The 24377-nt window shown below is 49.7% G+C and carries 20 protein-coding genes; 11 read left to right on the top strand and 9 right to left on the bottom strand.

The genetic code is table 11. The annotated features are described in order from the left end of the window. Positions 1 to 8 precede the first annotated feature (8 nt). On the bottom strand, positions 9 to 1400 hold the full coding sequence (locus LLH06_RS02800) for a peptidylprolyl isomerase (RefSeq protein WP_228171743.1): 1392 nt from the start codon (positions 1398 to 1400) through the stop codon (positions 9 to 11). A gap of 183 nt (positions 1401 to 1583) precedes the next feature. Here LLH06_RS02800 and LLH06_RS02795 point away from each other — a divergent pair, with 183 nt between their 5' ends. Both LLH06_RS02795 and rdgB read left to right on the top strand, forming a co-directional pair. Continuing rightward, complete coding sequence (locus tag LLH06_RS02795) at positions 1584 to 2165, top strand: hypothetical protein (protein WP_228171742.1); 582 nt, start codon at positions 1584 to 1586, stop codon at positions 2163 to 2165. A gap of 3 nt (positions 2166 to 2168) precedes the next feature. Then, positions 2169 to 2756, top strand: coding sequence for an RdgB/HAM1 family non-canonical purine NTP pyrophosphatase (gene rdgB / locus LLH06_RS02790; RefSeq protein WP_228171741.1), 588 nt, complete (start codon positions 2169 to 2171; stop codon positions 2754 to 2756). Positions 2757 to 2875: 119 nt separating this feature from the next. Here rdgB and LLH06_RS02785 read toward each other — a convergent pair whose 3' ends face one another. Beyond that, positions 2876 to 5191: an OstA-like protein gene (locus LLH06_RS02785; protein WP_228171740.1), complete on the bottom strand. Its 2316-nt coding sequence runs from the start codon at positions 5189 to 5191 to the stop codon at positions 2876 to 2878. Between the two features lie 49 nt (positions 5192 to 5240). On the opposite strand from LLH06_RS02785, the gene tilS reads away from it, so the two are divergent. Together tilS and LLH06_RS02775 are read left to right on the top strand one after the other, a co-directional pair. Beyond that, entirely contained in the window at positions 5241 to 6578 is a 1338-nt protein-coding gene (tilS, locus tag LLH06_RS02780) for a tRNA lysidine(34) synthetase TilS (RefSeq protein ID WP_228171739.1), read from the top strand. Then, positions 6575 to 7060 carry a hypothetical protein gene (locus LLH06_RS02775; protein ID WP_228171738.1) on the top strand — a complete coding sequence of 162 codons (486 nt, stop codon included), beginning with the start codon at positions 6575 to 6577 and terminating at the stop codon, positions 7058 to 7060. Before tilS ends, LLH06_RS02775 begins: the two co-directional genes overlap by 4 nt. 89 nt (positions 7061 to 7149) lie before the next feature. On the opposite strand, the gene LLH06_RS02770 is transcribed toward LLH06_RS02775, so the two are convergent. Continuing rightward, a complete protein-coding gene (locus LLH06_RS02770; protein WP_228171737.1) occupies positions 7150 to 8112 on the bottom strand; it encodes an isopenicillin N synthase family dioxygenase in 963 nt (320 codons plus the stop codon). 204 nt (positions 8113 to 8316) lie between these two features. Here LLH06_RS02770 and LLH06_RS02765 point away from each other — a divergent pair, with 204 nt between their 5' ends. Continuing rightward, complete coding sequence (locus LLH06_RS02765) at positions 8317 to 10140, top strand: DUF6600 domain-containing protein (protein ID WP_228171736.1); 1824 nt, start codon at positions 8317 to 8319, stop codon at positions 10138 to 10140. Positions 10141 to 10209: 69 nt separating this feature from the next. Next, positions 10210 to 10638: a thioredoxin family protein gene (locus tag LLH06_RS02760; protein WP_228171735.1), complete on the top strand. Its 429-nt coding sequence runs from the start codon at positions 10210 to 10212 to the stop codon at positions 10636 to 10638. Positions 10639 to 10872: 234 nt separating this feature from the next. Here the strand turns inward: LLH06_RS02760 and LLH06_RS02755 are convergent, their stop codons facing one another. Continuing rightward, the gene (locus LLH06_RS02755; RefSeq protein ID WP_228171734.1) at positions 10873 to 11043 is read right to left on the bottom strand and encodes a YajG family lipoprotein; all 171 of its coding nucleotides are present in this window, start codon (positions 11041 to 11043) and stop codon (positions 10873 to 10875) included. Positions 11044 to 11183: 140 nt separating this feature from the next. On the opposite strand from LLH06_RS02755, the gene LLH06_RS02750 reads away from it, so the two are divergent. Further along, positions 11184 to 11495 (top strand): hypothetical protein, encoded by a 312-nt coding sequence (locus tag LLH06_RS02750; protein WP_228171733.1) that lies wholly within the window; start codon positions 11184 to 11186, stop codon positions 11493 to 11495. Between the two features lie 43 nt (positions 11496 to 11538). Here LLH06_RS02750 and LLH06_RS02745 read toward each other — a convergent pair whose 3' ends face one another. Both LLH06_RS02745 and LLH06_RS02740 read right to left on the bottom strand, forming a co-directional pair. Further along, positions 11539 to 13080, bottom strand: a complete 1542-nt coding sequence (locus LLH06_RS02745; RefSeq protein ID WP_228171732.1) for a SulP family inorganic anion transporter — start codon at positions 13078 to 13080, stop codon at positions 11539 to 11541. Positions 13081 to 13290: 210 nt separating this feature from the next. Continuing rightward, a complete protein-coding gene (locus LLH06_RS02740; RefSeq protein WP_228171731.1) occupies positions 13291 to 14466 on the bottom strand; it encodes a glycosyltransferase family 4 protein in 1176 nt (391 codons plus the stop codon). A 145-nt stretch (positions 14467 to 14611) separates the two neighbouring features. Here LLH06_RS02740 and ligD point away from each other — a divergent pair, with 145 nt between their 5' ends. The 3 genes from ligD to LLH06_RS02725 all read left to right on the top strand — a co-directional run bounded on the left by ligD (position 14612) and on the right by LLH06_RS02725 (position 19205). After that, positions 14612 to 17362, top strand: coding sequence for a DNA ligase D (gene ligD, locus LLH06_RS02735; protein WP_228171730.1), 2751 nt, complete (start codon positions 14612 to 14614; stop codon positions 17360 to 17362). 23 nt (positions 17363 to 17385) lie between these two features. Next, entirely contained in the window at positions 17386 to 18117 is a 732-nt protein-coding gene (locus LLH06_RS02730; protein ID WP_228171729.1) for an EcsC family protein, read from the top strand. 107 nt (positions 18118 to 18224) lie between these two features. After that, on the top strand, positions 18225 to 19205 hold the full coding sequence (locus tag LLH06_RS02725; protein ID WP_228171728.1) for a purple acid phosphatase family protein: 981 nt from the start codon (positions 18225 to 18227) through the stop codon (positions 19203 to 19205). Positions 19206 to 19241: 36 nt separating this feature from the next. Here the strand turns inward: LLH06_RS02725 and LLH06_RS02720 are convergent, their stop codons facing one another. Then, entirely contained in the window at positions 19242 to 20234 is a 993-nt protein-coding gene (locus tag LLH06_RS02720) for a hypothetical protein (RefSeq protein WP_228171727.1), read from the bottom strand. 172 nt (positions 20235 to 20406) lie between these two features. Then, the gene (locus LLH06_RS02715; RefSeq protein ID WP_228171726.1) at positions 20407 to 21300 is read right to left on the bottom strand and encodes an SDR family oxidoreductase; all 894 of its coding nucleotides are present in this window, start codon (positions 21298 to 21300) and stop codon (positions 20407 to 20409) included. A 70-nt stretch (positions 21301 to 21370) separates the two neighbouring features. Here LLH06_RS02715 and LLH06_RS02710 point away from each other — a divergent pair, with 70 nt between their 5' ends. Continuing rightward, complete coding sequence (locus tag LLH06_RS02710; RefSeq protein ID WP_228171725.1) at positions 21371 to 21733, top strand: winged helix-turn-helix transcriptional regulator; 363 nt, start codon at positions 21371 to 21373, stop codon at positions 21731 to 21733. A 24-nt stretch (positions 21734 to 21757) separates the two neighbouring features. Here LLH06_RS02710 and LLH06_RS02705 read toward each other — a convergent pair whose 3' ends face one another. Next, entirely contained in the window at positions 21758 to 24043 is a 2286-nt protein-coding gene (locus LLH06_RS02705) for a PAS domain-containing protein (protein WP_228171724.1), read from the bottom strand. Positions 24044 to 24377 lie beyond the last annotated feature (334 nt).

Below are 24377 nucleotides of genomic sequence, written 5' to 3'. Positions count from 1 at the left end.
TGTAGCTGTTATGGCTTAGCTTGAGCAGAGGTAGCAGTTTCCTTATTATTCACCCAATCCTTCAACTGAGGGCATGATTGAAACTCAGGGTCGATGCGAACGAAAGTGTTCTTTCTCTTCTTCTCGAACCACTCGTTCACGGTTTTGGTCACCTTTTCGTTCTGCGCCACGACCTTCAGTTTAGGAAGATCTTGGGCTAAGTTAGCCTTATGCGCATCGGTCACCGAGCGCAGGTAGTGTATCTTATATGTTTGTTTGCCTTGCTGATCAGTGAACTGGTGCGGCATCGATATCTCGTTCACCTTCATGGTATCAACGATCAGGGCCACGGCAGGGTCAAGCTTATCGGTAGGGATCAGTGTGGTACGGGCGGTCACGTTATCTTCCATCATCAACATACCACCGTTATATTTCGACTCTTTGTTGTCAGAGTACACCGAAGCAGCGGTCGAAAAGTCGATCTGTTTGTTTTTGGTGATCAGCGTGTAAACACTATCGGCCTTGGCCTTGGCACGTTGTAAACTGGCTGGCGTTACCACCGGCATGATCAGTACGTGGCGCGCGTGTACCTGCTCGCCGCGGCGCTCGATCACCTGCAAAAAGTGGAAGCCGAACTCTGTTTCGAACACAGGCGATATCTCACCCGCCTTTAGTTTAAATGCGTTGGCCGTAAATTCTTTGGCCATGGTGTTACGGTCAAAAAAGCCTAAGTCGCCACCCTCGGCGGCTGAGCCAGGATCCTGCGAGTACAGGCGGGCAATGTTACCAAAGTCCTCACCGTTCTTCACACGGGTACGCAGGGCCTCTGCTTTCTCTTTATAAAATTGCTTCTCTTCCTTATTCAATTTAGGTTGAAAAACGATCTCACCCACCTCTACCTCTTTGTTGTATGATGGCAAGCTATCTTTAGGGATGTTATCAAAGTAACGTTTCACCTCTTGAGGGGTAACGCTGGTCTTTTCGGTGATCTTAGCCTGCATCTTCTCGGCAATCATACCTTCTTTGATGTCTGAACGGATCTCATCTTTGTACTGGATCAGCGAACGGCCCAGGAACTGCTCTAACCTGTCCTGACCACCGGCACGCTGCATCATACTGCGCATGCGGCGATCAATGTTATTGTCCACATCATCCTCGCTCACGGTCACGCTATCGATCACCGCCTGTTGAGCCAGCAGCTTTTGAATGAGCAGCCTGTTCAGGATCATACACTTAAAGTTAGGGTCGGGGGTCATGCCCTGAGCCAGGTTCTGTGCGTATTGTAGTTCGATGTCTGATTGTAAGATAACGCTTCCGCCTACTACTCCGGCCACTTTATCCAGCGTAACGCGTTGCTGCGCGTGCGCCATTGTGACCGTGAACAGCAGACCGATAATTAAAAATATACCAAATTTTCTCATGTACACCTTGATTGTCCCGATGCCGCCCTGTTGGCGCATCGGCTTAAAATAAACCTCCGAATTTCGCAAAAATTTCGCATTTGGGCGTCATCTATTTGCGATCATATCCCTGTGGCATAATAATATGCGAATATGACCATAAAGGCTCGGATGCTTTAGTTATTTTTGTTAAAATTTGTTAAAGTGAAAGCTGACACCTCTACGGCACTGCTGACCCATTTCCTGCAAGATGAATTGTATCTGCTCCCTGCCGACAGGACCGCTTATCTTTCTGCAGAGCCTGCCTCGCCTGTTGTGAGCGAGGCTGAACCTGTGGTTCCGGCTGCCGCAGCGCCAGAGCCAGCCAAACCAGAGCCGGTTGCACCTGCTGTTGAAACGCCTGTATTAACGTTCAAGTATATGGGTGGTAACAAAAAGAAACTGTTGATACTCACGCACTACCCCTCGGCCCTGCACATTGTTGATGAGCACCTTACCCCGCTCATGAGCACGCTGGCCCGCATCAATTATACCGAGGACGATATAGCCCTGTTGAACATGGCCGCCGTGAACGGCAAAGGCTGGACCGACCTGCTGGCCTTTTTTGCCCCGGTGAAGTTGTTGATACTGGGCGCCAAAGCCCATCCCGCCGGCATTGATACGCTTACTGCCCACCAGATCCAGCAGTTGGGCAACGTGATGGCCTTGCACACCTTTGCCTTTGAAGAAATGATGACCAGCGTTGACAACAAAAAGATATTCTGGAACCTGGTAAAGACCTTTTGACCTATGCCTTTAAGTTTAGTATTCGCTACCAATAATCAGCATAAATTACAGGAAGTTGCCGCCAAAGTGGGCGACCGTTTACAACTCCTGAGCCTGACCGATATTGACTGCCATGATGATATAGCCGAGACGGGCCTTACCTTTCGGGAGAACGCCTCGATCAAAAGCCATCATGTGTTCAATAAATACGGACTGAATTGCTTTGGCGATGATAGCGGCCTCGAGATCTATGCCCTCAACAACGAGCCGGGCGTTTTTTCGGCAAGGTACGCCGGCCAGCATGGCGATCACGAGGCTAACATGAACAAGGTGCTGCAAAAGCTGGAGATATTTGAGGACCGCCGCGCGCAATTTCGTACGGTGATCTCATTATTATGGAACGGCGAAGAGCACTTTTTTGAAGGCATCGTTGAAGGTCATATCCGCCGCGAACGCGCAGGACTTGGTGGCTTCGGCTATGATCCCATTTTTGAACCGCTGGGCTACGACGTGACCTTTGCCCAAATGACCATGGAACAAAAGAACGCCATCAGCCATCGCGCCATTGCCATGGAAAAACTGATCACGTTCTTAAAAGAGCAGGTAGGATAAGATAGAGCTTATTTACTCCATGTCATGCTGAATGATAGTGAAGCATCCTACGTTGCATCGCATTAACAAGTGTTATTTGCCTACAAGCAAGGTGGCAAGCCGTCTGACCCTTATTATCCTCAAGGCTTTTTCTTGGTCGTATCTACTGGTGCTGCCTTTTTCAAGGTATCTGCAACAGGCTTCACCTTCGAGCTATCTTTTAGTGCAGGAGCAATGCCACCTGCCTGAGGGCTCATTTTGGTGCTGTCTCCCGCCGCAGGAACCGTAGTAGCTGCTGGCTTAGAAGCCGATGGCTTTTGGCCGGGTTTAGCGCCAGGTTTGCCCGTTGGCTTGGCTGGCTTGCTTGCCACCTTACGGGCCTGAGCAGCTTTTTTGCGTACAGCCGGTGAGGTGATCACTTCTTTGGAGGCGGGCCGGTCCTTGGGCTTCCAGATAAAACCTTTCAAGATCTTTTCATCTTCCTTGGCCTTTTTGATCGGGATGCCGCGTTCATCTACTTTGGTATACCAGGTGACATCGGTGGCGCTGTTATCCTTAAAGTTCACGCGTATACGGCTGCTGATGGTGCGCAGTAGTTCGGTCACGTTCTTAAGGCTGTCGCGGTTATAATAAATGGTCTCTGCGTTACCATCCACAAACAAGCGCTGGAACTTATTTTCCACAAAAAATCCACGCATACGCTTCCCGGCCACCTGGTTAAAGTTCGTGGAGTCTGTCCCCTCTATATTGACCGTGAACGCATTGGGGAACACATTCATATTGTCCAGCTTTTTGTTCTTGAGCTGCAGGTAAATGGTATCGCCAGATATTTGCGAACCTTGCGTCCAGAACATCGGGTTCACAAAGCAACGCATGGTAGAGTCGGCATAACTGTAGAACATCGAATCGGACTTGGCTTGCAGATCTGATTTAAATATCTTGGCGTTATGATGCGCGCTCATTACGCGTATACGGGCCGTATCGCTCAGGTTCAGCTTATTGGCCAGGTATACCGAGTCGGTCTTGATGATCTTTGGTTTTGCGGGAGCGGCCTTCTTTTTAGCACTGTCGGCTGCGGCACGAGCCATCGCCTGCTTTTTCTTTTGCAACGTATCTACTGGTTTAGGCTTACCAAAGTAGTTAGGGCGCAAAAAGCTCATATCCATCTTGAAGTCGGCCGGTGGCGGCTGTATCAGGTTTTTGGCGGTGGAAAGCGGGATAGGTTTGCGTTTCACCACTACCTTGCCCGTATCTTTCAGCGAGGTGTCCCGTATGCCGGCCTGTCGCATCTTTTCCTGTAGTTCGCGCAGGCTTTTATAGGTCATGATTCGGGTTTCGAGCGTATCGGCTCCCCAGTAAATGGTATCACGTTTTACCTTGGGTGGCGGCGGTACGGCGGCGGTGTCGGTCTTGGCGGCCGCATCAGTAGCTTTGGCAGTACTGTTAGTGGTGACTGGCTTTAGCTTGGCCTTTACCGGTGGCACCTTGCTGACCACTTTAGTATTGTCCTTTTTTGCCTTGATATCGGCTGGCTGTACCGTGGCCGAATCGCTTTTAGTGCTGTCGCGTTGTTCGGTAATGATGATGGCATAAGGGTTTTCGGTCACCACGCACTTTTCCTCCGCTTTGTAAAATGTGCCCAGATCGCCTTTGATGGTCACCTTTTGCTCATTGTCATTAAAGGTCACCCGTTTCACGGCACGACCGTAACCTTTCAAGCGGTCATAAAAAAGGCTGTCCCCTTTTAACGACTTACTGCCCGATGAGTAAAGGTTATTCTTGCTGAAGAAGGCCTGCTCTGTAATAGTGTTATAGTTGCCACGTTCGGTGTACAAGGTGTCCTTGTCTTTACCCAATATTTTGGTGGGGCCGTAAAAATAAGAGATGCGGCTACCGGAATTATAGCGCAGGGTATCGGTCTTGATGATGGCATCTACCGTGGTCAGTACCACATCGTACCTGAAATAAGCATCGCGGGAATTGGCAAAATAATAGCCGTTCTTACTCACCAGGGTATTGTCCTTGTTCACCAGTTTACCGCCGCCGGTGTAGGTGCCTATACGGGTGGCCGTGTTGTAGGTGAGGTAATTGGTGGTAAGCGTGGCATCACGATCCACCATACGTACATTGTCGGTCACGAGGGCCACGTGGGTATTACCATTATAGTAGAGCTTGTCGCCATACACGTTCAGGGTATCGCCCTGGTTAATGTGGACATTACCAAAGGCATCGAAGGAGTTCCGTGCCTGGTAGTAGTAAGCGCTATCGGAGGTGAGGGTAGTTCCCTCTTGCTTGAACATGCCCTGATATACCTTGATCACGTCTTCACCTTTTATCCGCACGCCCTCTGCCCGGTCAGACCGTATGAGGTCAACGATGGTAGGTTTGGGTTTACGCTGCGCCACGGCGCTACAGGCAAAGCTGATCAGTAGGTATAAAAAGAGATATTTTCTCACGCTACAAAATTAGTTGTTTGGTTGCGGTTATTAATTAATAATTTTGACCATGGTGCCGGTAGATCGCTTTACTGCATACGTGCAACAGAACGGCCTTTTTACGGCCGAAACACCAGTTATAGCCGCAGTGAGTGGTGGCATGGATTCGGTGTTGCTGGCTCATTTATTAAAGGCTGCCGGCCATACGTTTGGCATAGCTCATTGTAATTTCAGGTTGCGTGGTGCCGAGGCCGATACTGAGCAGCAGTTCTGTCACCTGCTGGCCCGGCAACTGGAAGTTCCTTTTTACACCACCAACTTTGATACCGCGGCCTACGCTGCTGAGCACAGGATGTCGATACAAATGGCGGCCCGTGAGCTGCGTTATCAATGGTTCGAAGAGGTCAGGATAGGGCATGGTTATGAGGCCGTTGCGCTGGCACATCACCAAAACGACGCGATCGAGACAATATTGTTGAACCTTACCCGGGGCACCGGTATTGCCGGGTTACATGGCATTTTACCCCGCAATGGCCACCTGGTACGCCCACTCCTGTTCATGAACCGCGAGGAGATAGCCGCCACCATAGCGCAGGAGCAACTGGCTTACATGGAAGACAGCTCTAACGCCTCTACCAAATATGCCCGCAACAAACTGCGCCACGAGGTGATCCCTAAACTGAAGGAGCTGAACCCTAACCTCGAAAGCACCTTTGAACGTAACCTGACGCATTTCAGGGAACTGGAGCGATTACTCGCTCAACAGGTAGCTTTAGCAAAACAACGTATTTGGCATCAGCAAGGTAACGCGGTGCGCCTCCTGATCAGCGATATCAAGACCCTTGAACCGCAGCGCCTGCTGATGTGTGAGTTATTGAAAGATCATGGCTTTAATGATACCACGGTAGATGACTTGCTGGCCTCCTTAGATAAGCACAGCGGCCGCAGCTTCGCATCCAGTACACACCGAATGGTACTGGATCGTGATCAAGTGATCATTACGCCGCTGGAAAAAGATGAGCCCCACACCGTGCTGATCAATGAGGGTGATACGCTTTTGAACTGGAGTGATCATCAACTCAGCATAGAGCAGGTGGAGGCCAATACACCGATCATTCCCGACCGAGACCTGGCCTACGTAGATGCCGACCTGCTGGTATATCCGCTCACTATACGCAGCTGGCAACAGGGCGACACCATAGTGCCGCTGGGCATGACGGGTACCAAAAAATTAAGCAATCTTTTTATTGATCTGAAGATACCTTTACATCAAAAAACACGTATACCTATACTCGTCAACGGTAACCAGGAAGTGATCTGGGTGGCTGGCCACCGCATGAGCGACCGTTACAAATTAACAGGCCGAACCAAAAAAGTTGTTATCTTCGGCATCAATATCAAGCCATGAGCAATACCAAACCGGTCTTTTTGGAGAAACAATACCTCGGCCGCGAATGGATCCCCGTGACCATACGCCTGGTGTTGGCCATGCTTTGTTTTGCCGTCTTCTTTTTCACCGACCCTAACGAACGCAACGCCGACCTGTTGGTAGTGGTAGGTTTCGCCATTGTGATCATCTCGATCATTTTAGGTTTTGTGGTGCACTTTAGCATCAAGGTGCAGAATGGCAGCATCCTTTTGAACGGTCTCTGGACCACCAAACTGGTGAAGATAGACCTTAACAGCATCGTTAAAGTGGAGAAAGGCACCTACAGCCGCTATCTGGTGAACAACCCGGTTTATAACCTGCACAGCAAAGGTACTATCCGTTTCTATACTGCCGGTAACGAGGCCATTCACCTGACCGATCGCGACGGGTTGGTTTACATCATTGGCTCACAACACTGCAACGAATTTTACCGCGCTATTGAAAGCGAGATGAATAAGTAAAGCCGATAGGTCGACCATTAATATTCGGCTAAATACTATCCAATAAAAAAAGCAGCCATCTCTGGCTGCTTTTCTGCTTTTAAGCTCTATTATTTTTTCAGGCCTATCTCTCTCAGGCGCTCGTCAAGGTATTCGCCGGCGGTCATATCGCTGTATACCTTAGGGTGCTGCTCATCGATGGTGCCCGGCAGGCTGGTCAGATCCATGTCGGATTTCGGGTGCAGGAAGAATGGCACCGAGAAACGTGAAAATTTCATTTGCTCGCGTGGCGGGTTCACCACACGGTGAGTGGTCGAGCGCAACTTGTTATTGGTCAAACGTTGCAACATATCGCCTACGTTAACCACTACGTCCTCACCATGGGCTTTGATCGGGAACCACTCGTTATCGCGGGTCAGCACTTCCAAACCATCGGCACTGGCACCGATCAGCAGGGTGATCAGGTTGATGTCCTCATGGGCACCGGCACGTACGGCATCAGGCGCCAAAGCATCAGGATCCTCGATCGGGAAGTAGTGCAGGGTACGCAAGATCGAGTTACCGTTGTGCACCTTGTCTCTAAAGTAGTCTTTCGGCAGCTCCAGGTAAACGGCAATGACTTCAAGTAGCATCATACCGGCCTCTTCCAGCTTTTGATATATTTCGCGGGTCACGCGGTTAAATTCAGGAAGCTCCTCTACCTCTACGTTGTCAGGATATTGTTCTTTGATCGGGTCGCCGTCGGTAACGGTCTGGCCGATCTGCCAAAACTCTTTAAGATCGGGCACCTTGAAACCTTTAGCGGTCTCTTTGCCCTTGCTGGTGTAACCGCGCTGGCCGGCCAGTTCAGGTTTTTCATACTTCAGCTTGATCTCTTCGGGCAGGGCGAACAGGGCTTTCACCTGAGCGTACAGGTCATCGATCAGTTGCTTGCTTAATCCGTGGTTGGTGATGGTCACGAAACCGGTATCGTTAAAGGCCGCGCCAATAGCGTCAGAGAATTTTTTACGGCTTTCGGCATCGCCGTTCTTATAGGTATCGAGGTCTAACCTCGGGATATTTACAGTGCTCATAATAAAATATCTATTAGCTAAATCAATGTAAAAGTAAGAAAAAAGTTCACTCACCGTATGGCTCTGCTTCTGCGCAAGCATACACCGGCGCTTTATATGCATATCTGACACAGGGTCAATAAAAGGTAAACATTGAACACCGTTAAACGCTTGATGATAAATAGTGTCATACTTACCGAACACACTAATTAACAAGCAACAGGAATGAGACCGCTGATCAAATACATATATCTGTGCGTCATGGTGATCTTCACCATGGCGGCTGTCCCACAAAAGGCATCGGCGCAGAACGACCAAATAACTTTCCAGGATTTTTACGACCAGTTACAACCTTATGGCACCTGGGTAAATGACGACCAGTACGGCACCGTTTGGGTACCCGATGTAGATAGCGACTTTAAACCCTACGCTACCAACGGACACTGGGCCATGACCGAGTATGGCAACACCTGGGTGTCTGACTATGAATGGGGTTGGGCTCCTTTCCATTACGGCCGCTGGCGCTTTGACGACTACTACGGCTGGGAATGGATCCCCGACTATGAATGGGGACCAGCCTGGGTGGATTGGCGTACCGATGATGACTATTATTACGGCTGGGCTCCGTTAGGCCCGGGCATTAGCTTTGGCGCCAGTATTCCTTATGACTACTGGACCTTTGCCCCGCAGATATACATCAATAGTCCGGTGATCTACAATTATTATGTACCAAGACCACGCATCATCAGTATATTTAGCCGCACCACGGTGATCAACAATTACTATGAGCGTAACAACAGCCGACATGCCTGCGGACCACGCATTGCCGACATTGAGCGCGTGACCCGCAACCGGGTACAGGTATATAACATTCGTAACATCAACAGGCCATCACGCAGTTATGTGAACAACACCACCATCAATATATACCGCCCAGTGGTACGCAGAGGTGGCGATGCCCGCCCTGCCCGTGTGGTGGATGGCAGCGCATACCGTAATGCTCACCCTGATTGGAGGATCGGTGCGCGTGACCGCCGTGGCGCTGCTACCAATAGCCAGAACGCGGGTCGCTTGGCCAACACCGCCCGCAGCAATGATGCCGGCAACGTGGTAAGAGTGAACAACCCTGACCCACGCTTTAACGGACGCAGCCCGCAAGGCAACGACCGTAATAATGGCCGCCCTACCCGCAATGGCGTGCAGACCGACCGCATCGGTTACGAACAAGATCAGCGCCGCCGCCAGCAACAAGATCAGCAGCAGGTGGCCGACCAGCAACGTGCCGTGCAAGACCAGCAAGGCCGTGATGACCAACGCCGCCAGCAATGGGGCCAACGTAGCGACAACGGCCAACAAGGACAGCTAACTGACGAGCAGCGCCAGCAAATGGAACAACGTCGCCAGCAGTGGCAACAACAACGTCAACAACAGGGACAGCAAGGCCAGCTAACTGACGAGCAGCGCCAACAAATGGAACAACGTCGCCAGCAGTGGCAGCAACAACGTCAGCAGCAGGGACAGCAAGGCCAGCCTACTGACGAGCAGCGCCAGCAAATGGAACAACGCCGCCAGCAGTGGCAGCAACAACGTCAGCAGCAGGATATGCGTCGCCAACAGTGGCAGCAGCAACAGCAACAAAGGCAGCAACAACAGGATCAACAACGCCAGCAACAGCAGGAACAGCAACGTCAACAGCAAGAGCAACAGCGTCAAGAACAGCAACGCCAACAGCAGGAGCAACAACGTCAACAGCAACAAGAGATTCAACGTCAACAGCAGGAGCAACAGCGTCAGCAACAACAAGAACAGCAACGCCAACAACGGGAGCAACAGCGTCAGCAGCAACAAGAACAACAACGTCAACAGCAGGAGCAACAGCGTCAGCAGCAACAAGAACAGCAACGCCAACAACAACAGCAACAGCGTCAGCAGCAACAAGAACAACAACGCCAACAACAACAGCAACAGCGTGAACAACAACGCCAGCAGCAACAGCAGCAGCAGGAACAACAGCGCCAGCAAAGGCCGCAACGCCCTTTCCGTCCCTAATTAATAAATAATAGCTGATAACTCTCCGCCTGGAAAACCAGGTGGAGTTTTTTATGGAATATGACATCAATGATTAAACGCGCATCACTGATCATACTGCTGGTAACGGCCACGCTGATCAGCCGGGGTCAAAACACCCAGATCAACTTTATCGAGAACTCATGGCCCGAGGCGCTTAAACAAGCTGCGGCGCAGCATAAATACATCTTTGTTGATGCTTATGCTACCTGGTGCGGTCCATGCAAAATGCTCAAGGCAACGACCTTTAAAGATCCTAAAGCTGCGGAGTTCTTTAACTCGAATTTTGTGAACGTAGCGCTAGATATGGAGCGGGGCAACCACCCGCAACTGGCGCAGCAATGGGGTATGCGGGCTTACCCTACGCTCATCATTATGAATAGTAAAGGGCAGATCGTGCTCAATACGGTAGGTTACATCACCTCTAAAGATCTGTTACGTTTTGGCGCGGAAGGGTTAAGGCGAAAAAATTCTTTCTAAATAAAAAAGTCGGAATCACTCTCGCAGCTATCCGACTCTACATCTACCTATGAAAAACAGCCCTTTGAGTAGGGCATTTTCATATATCCAATTTTTATACCAAAGGTTAAAAACGCCCATTTAACTTAATTAAGTTGCCTTTAACAATCACTTGAGTTTACTATGGGGAAATATTTACTGTAGAATGTGGAATTTATTCCCGGTCATTTCCACAACTCATCGTTCTATTATCGCTTATCGCTCGTGGCCATCGGTACGCGTACTCACGGAACTGGTATCACGCCGGGAAGCTGATGTATCGTGCGGGTTGTTTGACGGGCCACCAAAGGTATTATGCGGGTTCTCGCCGCAGCTGGCCAGTGCAAATAATAATAATACCGGTATCATATATCTTAACTTCTTCATTGCGCTTTCACATTATCTATAAACTACACCGCACCAAGTGTTTTGTTCGAAAAAATGGCGTTAGACGCATTAAAATATCATTAAAACATAAAGTTGTTTAAATGGTAATATTATTGAACCGTATCAATCATTTACTGGTTATGGACCACAACGTATTTCTTTTAGCTACCGACCCTAATGATCCTTGCCGTGATGTGATCCATTCGCGCGACACAGCACTCAAGGTCAAGGTTTACTGCGTTACCGAAGAAGACTACGCACCGGATGAGAACGAGATCCAACTGTTCGCGTACGCCAAGAAAAAATTGTACGCGTTCGAAACCATTAATATCACGCCTGATGATGCGCTGGACGTGGTGAGCGCCATACGCTGGTACGCCGAATATATTGACTACCCCGATATGGAGATCCTGCCCGAAGACCCGCGCATGGGGCATGACATTGCCATGTAGCTGAGTATCGGTCCAGTGCGACCGATCGAATTAACGTGATGGCTCAGGAGCGGTCGGTCGCTACGCGGTAGTCAGGGTCTTCCAATATGTTCACCTCTATCACCTCGTTGGCATTGCGCAGCAGTTGGCGGCAGTCGGCACTGAGGTGTTTCAGGTGAAGCGTTTTACCTGCTTTGTGGTAACGCTCGGTCAGTTTATTAAGAGCCTCAATGGCGCTCATGTCGGCCACGCGGCTATCCTTAAGATCGATCACCACTTCGGCGGGGTCGGTATCTACCTCAAATTTTTCGTTAAAGGCGGTCACCGATCCAAAAAAGAGCGGGCCGTATATCTCGTAGTGCTTCACGCCCTGCGCATCAGTGTATTTGCGGGCCCGTATGCGTTTGGCACTCTCCCAGGCAAATACCAATGCCGATATAATGACGCCCACCAGTACGGCCAGCGCCAGGTTATGCAGCCACACGGTTATCAGCGCCACCAATATGCCTACAAATACATCTTGCCGTGGCATTTTATTGATAATGCGAAAGCTGGCCCACTCAAAGGTACCAATGGCCACCATGATCATGACGCCGGTAAGCGCCGCCATAGGCACCCGCTCGATCACCGGCGCACCAAATAAGATGATCAGCAGTATTGTGAGCGAAGCGATGATTCCCGATAACCTTGCTCTTGCGCCAGCCGATAGATTGACCAACGTTTGCGCGATCATGGGGCAGCCACCCATCCCAAAAAAGAAACTGTTGAGGATATTGGCAGTACCCTGCGCCACGCATTCGCGGTTACTGTTGCCACGGGTGGCCGTCATTTCATCTACCAGGTTAAGGGTCAGCAGTCCCTCGGTAAGGCCAACACCCGCCATAATAAGCGAGTACGGAAAAATGATCTTCAGGGTATCGATACCGAACGGGATCTGAGGGATATGGAACGGCGGGAAACCACCGCTAACGGCGGCTATATCCTTCACCGTCTTGGTCGGGATGTTGAACACCAGTACAATGATGAACACCACGATGATAGCCACTAACGAGGGTGGCACCGCTTTGGTGATGCGCGGAAAGACCATGACGATAGCTATAGTAAGTGCTACCAACCCCGCCATGATGAGCAGTGGCGTACCTACCAGCCAGCTCACCTGTCCGTTCACCACGGTTTTGAACTGCTCTAACTGAGCCGTAAAAATGATGACGGCCAAACCGTTAACAAAGCCATACATCACAGGCTGCGGCACCAGACGGATAAATTTACCCAGCTTAAAAACACCCACCAGGATCTGGATCACGCCGGCCAGCGCAACAGCGGCAAAAACGTACTCGATGCCGTGGCTCTTCATCAAAGCCACCAACACCACTACCGTGGCCCCTGCCCCACCGGATATGAGTCCGGGCCGGCCGCCCAGTACCGAGGTGACCAATCCCATAATGAATGCTGCGTAAAGCCCTACCAACGGCGGGAAACCGGCCAGTATTGCAAAGGACAACGATTCGGGCATCATGGTCATGGCTACGGTGAGCCCGGCCAGTATCTCATTCTTATAATTGACCTTGGCTTTAAGATCGAACAAATGCGGAAGTGTAAAGGACATAAAATAATACTTTGGCCATACAGGGTATAGCCTGAAAAAGATGATCAGAAATAAAGGGAACTAACTGCTACCCTTATGCTTCAGAAAGCAAAGGATAATAAATGATGACCACTGGTGATCAAGGTGGTGTGACAGGGCTGTCGCTTGAACGGTGTTGCATATTAGTTAATGCAAAGCTAACAATAATTTTGGAAGGCCCACTCGGGCAACTCAAGCCAATACTGGCTCATTTGCGCATGCTAACGCGGCGATGTCTTCAAAGTATTCACTGGCCAGCGCATCCCAACTGCATTGCGATACCTGTCGTCGGCCTTTCTCACCAAAACGCTGGCGCAGGCCATCATCCTGCAACAGCAGCATGATCCTCTCCACATAAGCAATTTCATCATTCGGGTCGCACTTAAAGCCGTTAATCCCATCTTCCACAAACTCGGCCGAGCCACCGCCATTGGCGATCACGCAGGGCAGGCCCGATGCCATGGCTTCCTGCACCACATTGCCGTAGGTCTCTGATGTGGACGGGAAAACGAAGACATCGGCACTGGCATACAGCACTGATAATAACTCATGATCCGCCTTGCCAGTAAAAATGGCGTTGGGCATAGCGCCCTTACATTCGGTCATGGCCACACCATCGCCCGCCACCACGAAGTTGACATTGGGGCTACGCTGCTGCAGTTGCCGGTAGATGCGCATCAGTGTCTCCAGGTTCTTTTCCCAAACCAACCGGCTGGCAAATAGCACTACCGGGTGATCATTGCCGGTCAATTGGCGCATCAAGTGCATATCGCGTTTACATGGGTCGAACATCCGGATATCGATACCGCGTTTCCATAATTTGAAATGATGCGGGGTAACGCCGATCTGCGCCAGGTCATGGCACATACTTACCGTAGGCATGTAGATCATTTGGCATTGGTTGTAAAAGCTGCGGTAACCATCGGCGATCATTTGTTTCACCCCAGGCACCAGGAAAGGCAGGTGCTTCAAGTAATGTTGGGCGTAAGCGATGAAGTGGGTATGGTAAATGGTCAGCACCGGGATATTATGTTGCCGGGCCATCTTTAACGCATAATGCCCCAGCGGCGATGGGGTAGCGATATGGATCACATCTGGCGCGAACGTCTGTAGCCGTTCCTTGATACGGCCCTGTGCCAGTACCGGCAGGGCCATGCTGTAAGTGGTATTGATGGGCAGCGTCACTGCAGGCACCTTTAAACATTCAAAGCCGTTCAGCCGGTCGGGCCCCGTGCCCGCAATGAAGAAGAACTCGAACCGCGAACGATCGATGCGCTGGATCAGTTGATACATGGTGCGCACGGCGCCGTCAAAGTCCGGGGTAAGCACCTCGGCAAAGAACGCCACTTTGATCGGGTTGTCTTTCATAAACCTCTGTCATGAACTGATGCCTAAAGGTAGGCACCCAATACTAAGCGTAGGCCAACTGCGGGTTAAGTTTATGGTGGCCCAATACGCGAAACTTTACAAAAAGCGCAATGTTATGATATAAGCCACACCATAACACACTACCATGAGCCTCAAAGAATATAATCAAAAACGGGACTTCAAAAAGACCAAAGAACCCAAAGCCGGTAAAAGCAACGACAAGGACCACCTCACCTTCGTGGTACAAAAGCACGATGCCTCACGCCTGCATTATGACTTTAGGCTGGAGATGGAAGGTGTGCTTAAGAGTTGGGCGGTACCCAAAGGCCCGTCGACCGACCCTAAGGTGAAACACCTGGCCATGCGGGTAGAGGATCACCCATTTGATTACCGCGACTTTGAGGGCATCATCCCCGAAGGTGAATATGGTGGTGGCACCGTGATCGTTTGGGACCAGGGCACCTACGAACCGATCGAGGAGATCAAAGGCAAAAAGGCCCAGGAGAAACATTTGTTGAAACAGCTGGAGTCGGGCTCATTAAAGATCAAACTCCACGGCGAAAAGTTGAAAGGCGAGTTCGCCCTGGTGAAGACCCATGGCATGGGCAGTGCCGACTCGTGGCTCATGATCAAACATAAAGACGAGTTCGCATCAACGGCCGACATCACCAAAAAGGACCGGTCAGTACTGTCTGACAAGACCATTGCTCAGATGGAAAAGACCAGTGATAAGGTGTGGCAGAATGGCCATGAGGAAAACCTGGAAAAACCAACAAAAAGTAAGAAAACCTCAACAAAGACCAATAAAAAGGAATCTCCCAAAGAGGCCGACCAGAAACTTGCAGAAAAGATAGACACTGCCGAAACTGAGGATATATCGGTAGCGAAATTATTGAAGAACGCACCCAAAGCCGCCATCCCCAAGGACATCAGACCCATGAAGGCCACCCTGATCGATGAGCCATTTGATGATCCAGACTGGGTTTACGAAGTAAAGTGGGACGGCTATCGGGCCGTAGCCAAAGTGGGCAAGGATAGCGCCGAACTCATTTCCCGAAACAATATCCCGTTCGATAAATATTACCCCATCGTTGACCTGCTCAAAAAGTGGAATACTGATGCGGTGATCGATGGCGAGATCGTGGTATTGAATGACAAAGGTCTGTCAGATTTTGGCGCCCTCCAGAACTGGCGCAGCGAGGCCGACGGCCACCTGGTCTACTATGTGTTCGATATATTGTGGTACCAGGGCAAGAACCTGATGGATCTGCCGCTTATTCAACGCCAGGCCATTTTAAAAGAGATACTCCCTGCCGATGATGACCGCTTGCGCAAAAGCGAGGTGTTCACGGCCAGCGGGGTCGAATTTTTTGATGCGGCGACACGAATAGGCCTGGAGGGCATCATGGCTAAAAAGGCCGACAGTGTTTACACTTCCGACCTCCGTTCCAAAGAATGGCTCAAGATCAAGGTACAACGCCGGCAAGAGGTGGTGATCGCCGGTTTCACTAAAAATGCGGGTACCAGTAAGCCCTTCAGCGCGTTGGTAATGGGCCTTTATGATGGCAAAAAGCTGGTTTACGCAGGCAAAGTAGGCACAGGCTTCAATGCCAAGATGCAGACCGAAATGATGGAACAGTTCGAGCCACTCATCACCGATAAGGTACCTTTTGAGACAGAGCCTGATGTGGATAAGCCTTCACGCTTCCGGCCGCAGCGCATGGGTGCTAAACCTACCTGGCTGAAGCCCCAATTGGTAGGCGAGGTAAATTACGCTGAGGTGACCAGCGATGGCATTTTCCGCCAGGCCTCATTTAAAGGCATGCGCACCGATAAAAAGGCCAAGGATGTAGTTTTGGAGACGCCAAAGGACACGGACAACGTTGTGCATGAAAAAGATGCGCCTGCCGAAAAGCCTAAGGCACGTGCCGGCATTAAGCCACCTGCCAGCAATGAACGGAAGACATTGCTCAACCCTACCGAAGAGACACAAGTACGTAAGATATGCGGCCATGACCTCAAATTCACACATTTGAGTAAGGTTTACTGGCCTGAGGACAATATCACCAAACGGGATATGTTCAATTACTACTACCGCATAGCCGATTATATACTGCCCTACCTGCTTGACCGGCCTATGTCGCTCAATCGCTTTCCTAACGGCATACATGGCCCAAGCTTTTACCAAAAGGATGTAAAGGGTAAAGCTCCCGAATGGATCGACAAGACCTTCCCTTACACCACCAGCGATGGCGAGCACAAGGAATACCTGGTAGGATCAGATGAATCGTACTTATTGTGGATGGCTTCCCTGGGCTGTATCGAGATGAATCCCTGGTTCAGCCGTATACAGTCGCCCGATTGCCCCGACTTTTGTGTGATCGACCTCGACCCTGACAAGAACACTTTTGAACAGGTCATTCAAGCGGCCTGCAAGGTCAAAGAGGTATTGGATGCCATTGATGTGCCCTGCTATGTCAAAACATCGGGCTCTACGGGTATCCACATTTATATCCCATTAAAAGGCCAGTACAGCTACGATCAGTCGCAGTTATTTGCGCGTATCATCGTGAATAAGGTGCATGAGGAACTGCCTGATTTCACCAGCCTGGAACGTAAGATCGCGGCCCGTAAAGGCAAAATGTATCTCGACTTTTTGCAGAATCGCCCCGGTGCTACCATCGCAGGCGCGTACTCGTTGAGGCCCAAACCAGGCGCCACCGTGTCCATGCCGTTAAGTTGGGATGAAGTGAAGCCTGGCCTAACCATGAAAGATTTCACCATCTTTAACGCCTTCGACCGCCTGAAGGAGACCGGAGACCTTTTTAAAGGTGTGCTGGGTGATGGCATTGACCTGGTGAAGGTGATCGAGAAGGCTAAGAAAAGTTTTGAGTAAGGTTCGACCATCATATGCACTTTATGGACGACTACGAGCAACAAGCACTAATACAGTTACAATTCTGGCAGCATAAGATGCAGCAAAAGCCCTCCTTGACCGATCGGCTGTCGAAAGGTGTGCAGAACAAGATCAACCAGGTGATACCAGATAAGGTTCATGCCACCATCACCACCGTGATCGAAAAGATGGTGAAAGCGGTGCTATTTGGTGCCAAGTACATGACCAAGGCACCATTGGCCGATACCTCGTTACAAATGCGCGAGGCCCTCGTAAAGGGGCAGATCGATACCTACCAAAAGACCGCCAGTGTTGAAGGCGCCATTACCGGCGCAGGCGGCATACTGATGGGACTTGCCGATCTGCCTGCACTGATGGGCATCAAGATCAAACTCTTGTTCGATATCGCCTCCCTATACGGCCACGATGTTCGGGACCATAAGGAGCGGCTGTACATTTTATACATCTTTCAACTGGCCTTTAGCGGGCAGCAAAATCGTAATAAAGTGTATGAGCTAATGAGTAACTGGACGAACTATGTTGACAGCTTGCCTGACAATGTGGAACTATTCGATTGGTACACTTTTCAGCAGGAATACCGCGACTACATTGACCTGGCCAAAATGGCTCAACTGTTACCGGTAGTGGGTGCGGCGGTAGGCTCTATCGTCAATTACCGTTTGGTAGCTCAATTGGGCCGAACGGCCATGAACTGCTACCGCATGCGCAGGCCAGAATTCCGACAGGCCCTCTAATGATACAAGCTTAACTATAGTTTCACATTGATGGGATGGCACAATTGGGCCATTATTGATATATTGCGGGCTGTACATTTGAACGCATTCTTGCTCATCCCAATTTCATGAAACGCAGAGATTTTGTTAGAAGCACTACGCTTACTGCCCTTAGCGCATCCATTGCTGCCGCACCGCTCACTACATTGGCCGAAACACAGGTAACCCATTTAGAAAGTGAGGACCTATCGGCCATGGGGCCTGACCCTAACGGCTTCCCGGTCAATTTTTTAGCCATTGGTGATTGGGGCCGCAACGGTGAGAATTTACAATTGGAGACCGCCAAGACCATGGGCGACTGGGCGAGAGTGAATCCCGTTGATTTTATCGTTTCCGTAGGTGATAACTTCTACCCTAAAGGCGTAGTGAGTGAGAACGACCCGCTGTGGCACTACTCTTTCGAGAACGTATATACTGCTCATTCCCTGCAGATCGACTGGTTCGCTATTTTGGGTAATCACGATTATTACTCAGAGCCTGACGCCCAGATCCGCTACGGCAAGGTGAGCCGCAGGTGGCATATGCCATCCAGGTACTACACCAAAGAGGTGGCCATCGGCAAAACGAAAGCAAAAGCTCTTTTTGTAATGATCGATAGCCAGGCCATTGTACAGGACTATAAGGACCAGCATCCTGAAAAGCAACTCGCCTGGATCGAAAAGACCCTTCAGGATGCCTCTGATGATGTGAAGTGGAAGATCGTGGTAGGCCACCACCCTACTTATACGGTAGGTCCGCGTATCAACAACTATGATACGCTGGCTATCAGAGAGCGTCTTGGACCGATATTAGAAAAGCAAAAGGTAGACCTTTACCTGTCAGGCCACGAGCACTCCATGCAGCACTTAAAGCCGCAGGGTTACACTCATCAATTCATCTCTGGTGCAGGATCAGAATTGACACACGTTACCGAAGGCATTGCCATGAGCCGCTTTCAGGCTTCCGAAAATGGCTTCATGTACTTCTCTATCGACGAAAAACGACTGAACGTTAAGGTGATCAGCGTTACTGGCAAAACGTTGTATAATACCCAACTAAACAAAGCGTAAAACTATACGCCACCGTATATTGTAAGGTCCATCAGATCATCGGCGCATGATCTGGTGGATCTCTTGAACCAATCGCTCGATGTCACTGCTTCTGCGTAGTGTACTAATGGAAAACACCTCCTGCTTATCGGCTTTTTCGGGCACGTTGAAACACATGTTCACATCTGTACCGGTGTACACCAGGTTAGTTGAACGGCGCAGGGTCTGTATGCCTACAAAATCGCGAAACGCATAACGACGATCCAACATACCGAGCGGCCCTTTACGTTGTATGACCTGAGCACTGGTATCAAAAGTAACATTGGTGAACGCAGCGTTAATGAAGACGCCCGCAATGAACACCATGATGCCCACGATAACCACTTTAGAGGTGACGGTATTGGTATCAGAGGTAAGGATAACGCCACCTATGGCTAAAAATATAACGCCGATAATGATCGCGCCTATCTTTTTATTCTTGATCACGTAAATACCATCGCGCTGGTCAAAATACTTATATGTGGTAATGTATTCGGGCACATCATCGGCCGGCGACCGGTGACCGCCCAGATAGCCGTGAATGGTGGTCACCGCCTCATTAACGAACGCCACCGCATTTTCATCATCGTTCTTGTGGTAACCCGAGGACACCACTATACCCTTACCGTAACGCGCGTTCTTACGGAAAACGCGATAATTATATCCACCGCTCACATTGCTCACGGTGTTAATGCCTTGCAGCTCTGAAAAAGGGATGTTGGCCACGGGTAGAAATCCCATCAGTAATTTGCGCATGCGCCCCGTGCTGTTATCGAACTCGATATGGGTAGCCCCATAACCCCAGAAAAGCAATACGATCACCACCATAAAAATGGCTAAAGGCAACTGTGCATTGATACCGTAGTTCTGATATTTTAAGTAAACGAAATAGATCCCTGCAAAAAATACCGCGATCACGGCAGCTACGGTTTTAAATACACGGTACGGATAGATGACCACACGGTCGGGCTGTACCTCCCAGTGTGTTTTGTATCGGCTTGTTGATGGCATAAGTGTTAAGTTGAATTTGATGATCAACAACCCATTGGTGTAAGTGGTTTGCGTTTTTCATTATAACAGGTCACTCAAGAGCTTGATCACCCTTTGTTCCTCGCCTCGGTAAGCGTTTAAATAAAGAACGCCGGCATGTTCGCATACCGGCGTTCTTGGTGTCTATAAATACTTATTGTGCGTTGTAAGCTGCGGCAAAACGCTCTGCGAATCGCTCCAGCTTTAATTGTCCCTGCGGTGCATGGTTCGACCGCCAATAGTCTTCCTGCAAGGCACCTGTGCGCAAGGCGTGGCCCATATCACGGTACATGCCGGCAAAGCTCTCATTCAGCCCCGCTTGCAACATGCCATTGTACGCATCCTCGTCGCTAAAGGTGATCCATTTCAGGTCCGGCTTGCCGATCGCAGTACCCAACACAGCAGCGATCTCGTGCGGATGGCGTTCATCGCTGGAGATGTAGGTGATGGTCTGTGCCTCAGTAAAAGGTGTAAGCAATCGCTCAGAAGCCACCCTGGCAATGTCGTCGGTATCTACTAACACCAGTTTCTCATCAGTGTTCCCAAAGTTGTTACCAGCTATACCGGCATGCTTGATCATACCGATCAAACTATACAGGTTGTTGAAAAAATACGATGGACGAAGTATCTTCACTTGCAGGCCAGGTAATGCAGCCAGCTTCTCTTCCAGGTAGCCCAGGGCATCTATCGGGCCGGCACCTTTACGCAAATGCGCACCTATGCTGCTTAACAGCACCACCTTATTGATACCGGCCGAGGTAAGCGCATCAATGTAGTTATCAGCTACCTCGAGTTGAAAGGCAGCATAATCATCAAGAGAGAATATACTTGGGATCATGAGATAGGCCACGTCATGACCGGCGAACGTTGAACGAAGCTGATCACGGTCCTGAACCGGCACTATCGCAGGCGTTGCACCCAGATCAGTAATGGCTTGTTGTTTATTAGGATCACTGCTGATAACGGTCACTTGGTGGCCGGCAGCGATCAGATCTTTGGTAACGGGGAGGCTGATGTTGCCTAACGACCCGGTGATAATGTATTTCATATTTTGTGTTTTGATGAAGCAAAGTTAGATTTGCACTTACTTTTTTACAAGTACTTACCCCAAAGTATGTATGACCAAGATCAAAGAGAATTCGACGTATAATGCCAACCGCGGAATCGCGTTGCAGGCCTGCCCGGTGACCTACGTAATGAACAAGATCGGGGGACATTGGAAACCGATCATTCTGTATCATTTGCTATCAGGAAGTAAACGCTACAGTGAGATCAGGAAAGCTATGCCACACATCACCGAAAAGATGCTTATTCAGCACCTGAAACAATTGGAGGCCGACGGGTTGTTGATCCGCGAAGCAAAACCGGTGGTACCGCCTTACGTGACGTATAGACTTACCAGTAGCGGCAGCGAGTTGGAGACGGTGATCAATGCCATGGCCGAGTGGGCCAAGCGCGATATGAGCCGCAAGGAAAATTAAAGAATGGATCGGTACGTTGTTGCGTCAGTCGATCGTGATGGTTTTGTTGGATATCTCGATGATGACCCGGTCAAGCTCATGCGCGGTAGACATGATGTGATCGAACAACTCATTTTTTGTACCCCGCTCGGCCAGTTCCTCTTTAAGGAGGTCAATAAGCCCCATCAACCTTACCAGCGGTGCTCGCACCAGATGCGACTGCATCCAGGCGATGTCCCACAATTGTAGTTCGATGTTCTTGGCCGCGGTGATATCTAAACATGAACCGATCATTTTTTCAGGCCGGCCAGCAGCGTCAAGTAACACCCGGCCCCATGAACGCAGGTAGCGTATCTCGCCATCAGGCCTGATGATACGCTCTTCGAACATTACATCCTCTTTGGAGTGTAGCGCTCCTAAAATGGTGTCCTTTACCATTTCCCGGTCGTCGGCATGCAACAAGGCAAGATAGCCCTCAAAAGTGGCCACATGATCCTGCTTCTCTACACCATATATGGTATAGAGAACGTCAGACCAACTTACCTTGTTATTATTGATATCCCAATGCCAATTACCAAAGTTGGCTAGTTCCTGTCCCTGAGCGATCAGCATGGCGTTCTCGTCAATGATCCTTGCCCGCTGCCAGTTCTCCAGCACCACTTTTATGATAGCCGCCGAGCGTTCAATAACTAATGTTTCGGTGTCGCCCGAGCTTTTAATGTCATCAAAATACATTCCTAGCACTGCTACCACCTCGTTATCACTGTTAACGATGGGATACGACCAACACGACCGTAACCCAAATTTCGACGCCAAATGTTTGTGATCATGCCAGGCAGGGTGAGTTGATATATCGGCCACGATCACCTTCTCATTCCTCAATGCTGACATACCACACGAACCAGCGTTATCACTAATGGGTAGCCCATGCACGGCCCCCATGTATTCTGCTGGTAACGAGGGGGCTGCCATATTGTATAATCTATCGTTCTTGACCTGTAGTAACGAACATTTCATATGCGGTAGCAGGTCCTCTATACCTTTCAGATACAGATGGATGATCCGATGGATACTTTCCTCACTGTCAGCCGCTAGCTGAAGCATACTTTTTTCGAGATGGTCCAGGCTGGCCAGTAATTTGGAGACCGACACATCGATCATCACGCCCCTGAGCACCGTTGGTTTACCCTTTTCGGAGATAACAGAGACCAGATCTTTGATCCAAACTATGCCCCCATCGGCCTTGACCATTCGGTAGTCGAACACATGGTTCATCTCTTCTTTGGTATTGCGCTGGCAAAAATCGATAGCCCATTCGCGATCACCATGGTAAATGTGATCGGCCCAAAAATTCGGGTCGCTGAGCCATTGCTCGGGCGTGTAACCGAGTATATCGATGATCTTGCTGCTGATGTAGTTGAACGCAAAGGTATTAGCATCGGCCTCCCAAACCACACCGTCCACCGACTCGATAAGGGCCTGGTACTGATTCCTGGATTCGGTCAGCACGTTCCTGATCTTTTTAGACGCTGTGATATCCTGTGTAATGCCATACAATCTGGTGCATTGGCCATCATTCACATCAGCCTTACCAATGGTACGGATCCAACGCATGTTACCCGCGTGGGTGAGGATCCCCAGCTCGATATCGAACATTCCACTCCCTTTAATGGCCGTATCCACTGCTTCTAATAACGCTTTCCGGGAGGCTTCATCTTTATAGAACGACAGGCCGCCCTCAAAAGTAAGCTCATGATCAGCAGGCAACTCGTAAATGTCTTTTAGTACCTCAGACCATATCACCGTTCGCTTCAACATATCTACCTCCCAGTTGCCCACGTTCCCTACCCGCTGCGAATCGGTCAAAAAACGTTCATGCCTTACCAGGTCCTCATGGATCGCCTTTTCGCGCTGCTGCGACTCCCAAAGTTCGGTCACATCATTGATCGTTCGGATAATGAACTCAACTTCGCCGTCGTCATTTGCTACAGGGGTGTTATAGATGTCGAAGTATTTAGTGACAGCGCCTTGCGGCGTTATGAACTGATACTCGACACCACTCTGTTTTTGCGCCGTACGGTCGTGTACCAACTGCTGCAGTGGCTGTTGGATCTGCTGCATGTCATGGTAAAAACCGCGCATGAGTACAGTGAAACTCTTGCCTACCAAACTATCGGCTCTTAGGTCACTGAGGAGCAAATACGCCTCATTAGCGAACAACACTGTGAACAATGGCTGATCGGCCTTTAAAATGATCGTTGGTATAGGAGTAGCATTGAACAACATGGTCCATTGTTGCTCATTAGCGATAAGCGAAGCGGGTAATCTCATATCAATAGCTTGGTAAAATAGTACCCTTTCGAGTGTTATAAATCTATAAATAACAAGCAATATTATAACAGGAAGTTAAGCTGATATCAAACTATTTTGAGAAGATATGATAATGGCGATAAACAATTACGCCATATTGTGTAAGATCGAAATAGTCACCAAACGGTGACCATAGATAAAATTAAAAACAGAACGACTCCTGCGTATATAGTATACTCACCTAAATTGAGATAAAAGAGATATTCTTTCGCGAAAATATATAATATTCCGTCCTCGGTTTGATCTCTTATATCTTTAATAGTTTAATATCTCTTCCTCTTACTAAGCTGCAGGT

The organism is Mucilaginibacter daejeonensis (genome assembly GCF_020783335.1).
GTDB classification, from domain to species: Bacteria; Bacteroidota; Bacteroidia; order Sphingobacteriales; family Sphingobacteriaceae; genus Mucilaginibacter; species Mucilaginibacter daejeonensis.
The sequence above is the reverse complement of the archived record's forward strand: the minus strand, read 5'-3'. Positions and strand labels throughout refer to the sequence as shown.

Bases quoted from the DNA above. Each gene is read 5' to 3' on its own strand.
- LLH06_RS02745 (WP_228171732.1), bottom strand. From the start codon at position 13,080: ATGTCCTTTACACTTCCGCATTTGTTCGATCTTAAAGCCAAGGTCAAT.
- LLH06_RS02800 (WP_228171743.1), bottom strand. From the start codon at position 1,400: ATGAGAAAATTTGGTATATTTTTAATTATCGGTCTGCTGTTCACGGTC.
- tilS (WP_228171739.1), top strand. From the start codon at position 5,241: ATGGTGCCGGTAGATCGCTTTACTGCATACGTGCAACAGAACGGCCTT.
- LLH06_RS02710 (WP_228171725.1), top strand. From the start codon at position 21,371: ATGACCAAGATCAAAGAGAATTCGACGTATAATGCCAACCGCGGAATC.
- LLH06_RS02705 (WP_228171724.1), bottom strand. From the start codon at position 24,043: ATGAGATTACCCGCTTCGCTTATCGCTAATGAGCAACAATGGACCATG.
- LLH06_RS02730 (WP_228171729.1), top strand. From the start codon at position 17,386: ATGGACGACTACGAGCAACAAGCACTAATACAGTTACAATTCTGGCAG.
- ligD (WP_228171730.1), top strand. From the start codon at position 14,612: ATGAGCCTCAAAGAATATAATCAAAAACGGGACTTCAAAAAGACCAAA.
- LLH06_RS02720 (WP_228171727.1), bottom strand. From the start codon at position 20,234: ATGCCATCAACAAGCCGATACAAAACACACTGGGAGGTACAGCCCGAC.
- LLH06_RS02770 (WP_228171737.1), bottom strand. From the start codon at position 8,112: ATGAGCACTGTAAATATCCCGAGGTTAGACCTCGATACCTATAAGAAC.
- LLH06_RS02760 (WP_228171735.1), top strand. From the start codon at position 10,210: ATGATTAAACGCGCATCACTGATCATACTGCTGGTAACGGCCACGCTG.
- LLH06_RS02740 (WP_228171731.1), bottom strand. From the start codon at position 14,466: ATGAAAGACAACCCGATCAAAGTGGCGTTCTTTGCCGAGGTGCTTACC.
- LLH06_RS02755 (WP_228171734.1), bottom strand. From the start codon at position 11,043: ATGAAGAAGTTAAGATATATGATACCGGTATTATTATTATTTGCACTG.
- LLH06_RS02765 (WP_228171736.1), top strand. From the start codon at position 8,317: ATGAGACCGCTGATCAAATACATATATCTGTGCGTCATGGTGATCTTC.
- LLH06_RS02775 (WP_228171738.1), top strand. From the start codon at position 6,575: ATGAGCAATACCAAACCGGTCTTTTTGGAGAAACAATACCTCGGCCGC.
- rdgB (WP_228171741.1), top strand. From the start codon at position 2,169: ATGCCTTTAAGTTTAGTATTCGCTACCAATAATCAGCATAAATTACAG.
- LLH06_RS02750 (WP_228171733.1), top strand. From the start codon at position 11,184: ATGGACCACAACGTATTTCTTTTAGCTACCGACCCTAATGATCCTTGC.
- LLH06_RS02725 (WP_228171728.1), top strand. From the start codon at position 18,225: ATGAAACGCAGAGATTTTGTTAGAAGCACTACGCTTACTGCCCTTAGC.
- LLH06_RS02715 (WP_228171726.1), bottom strand. From the start codon at position 21,300: ATGAAATACATTATCACCGGGTCGTTAGGCAACATCAGCCTCCCCGTT.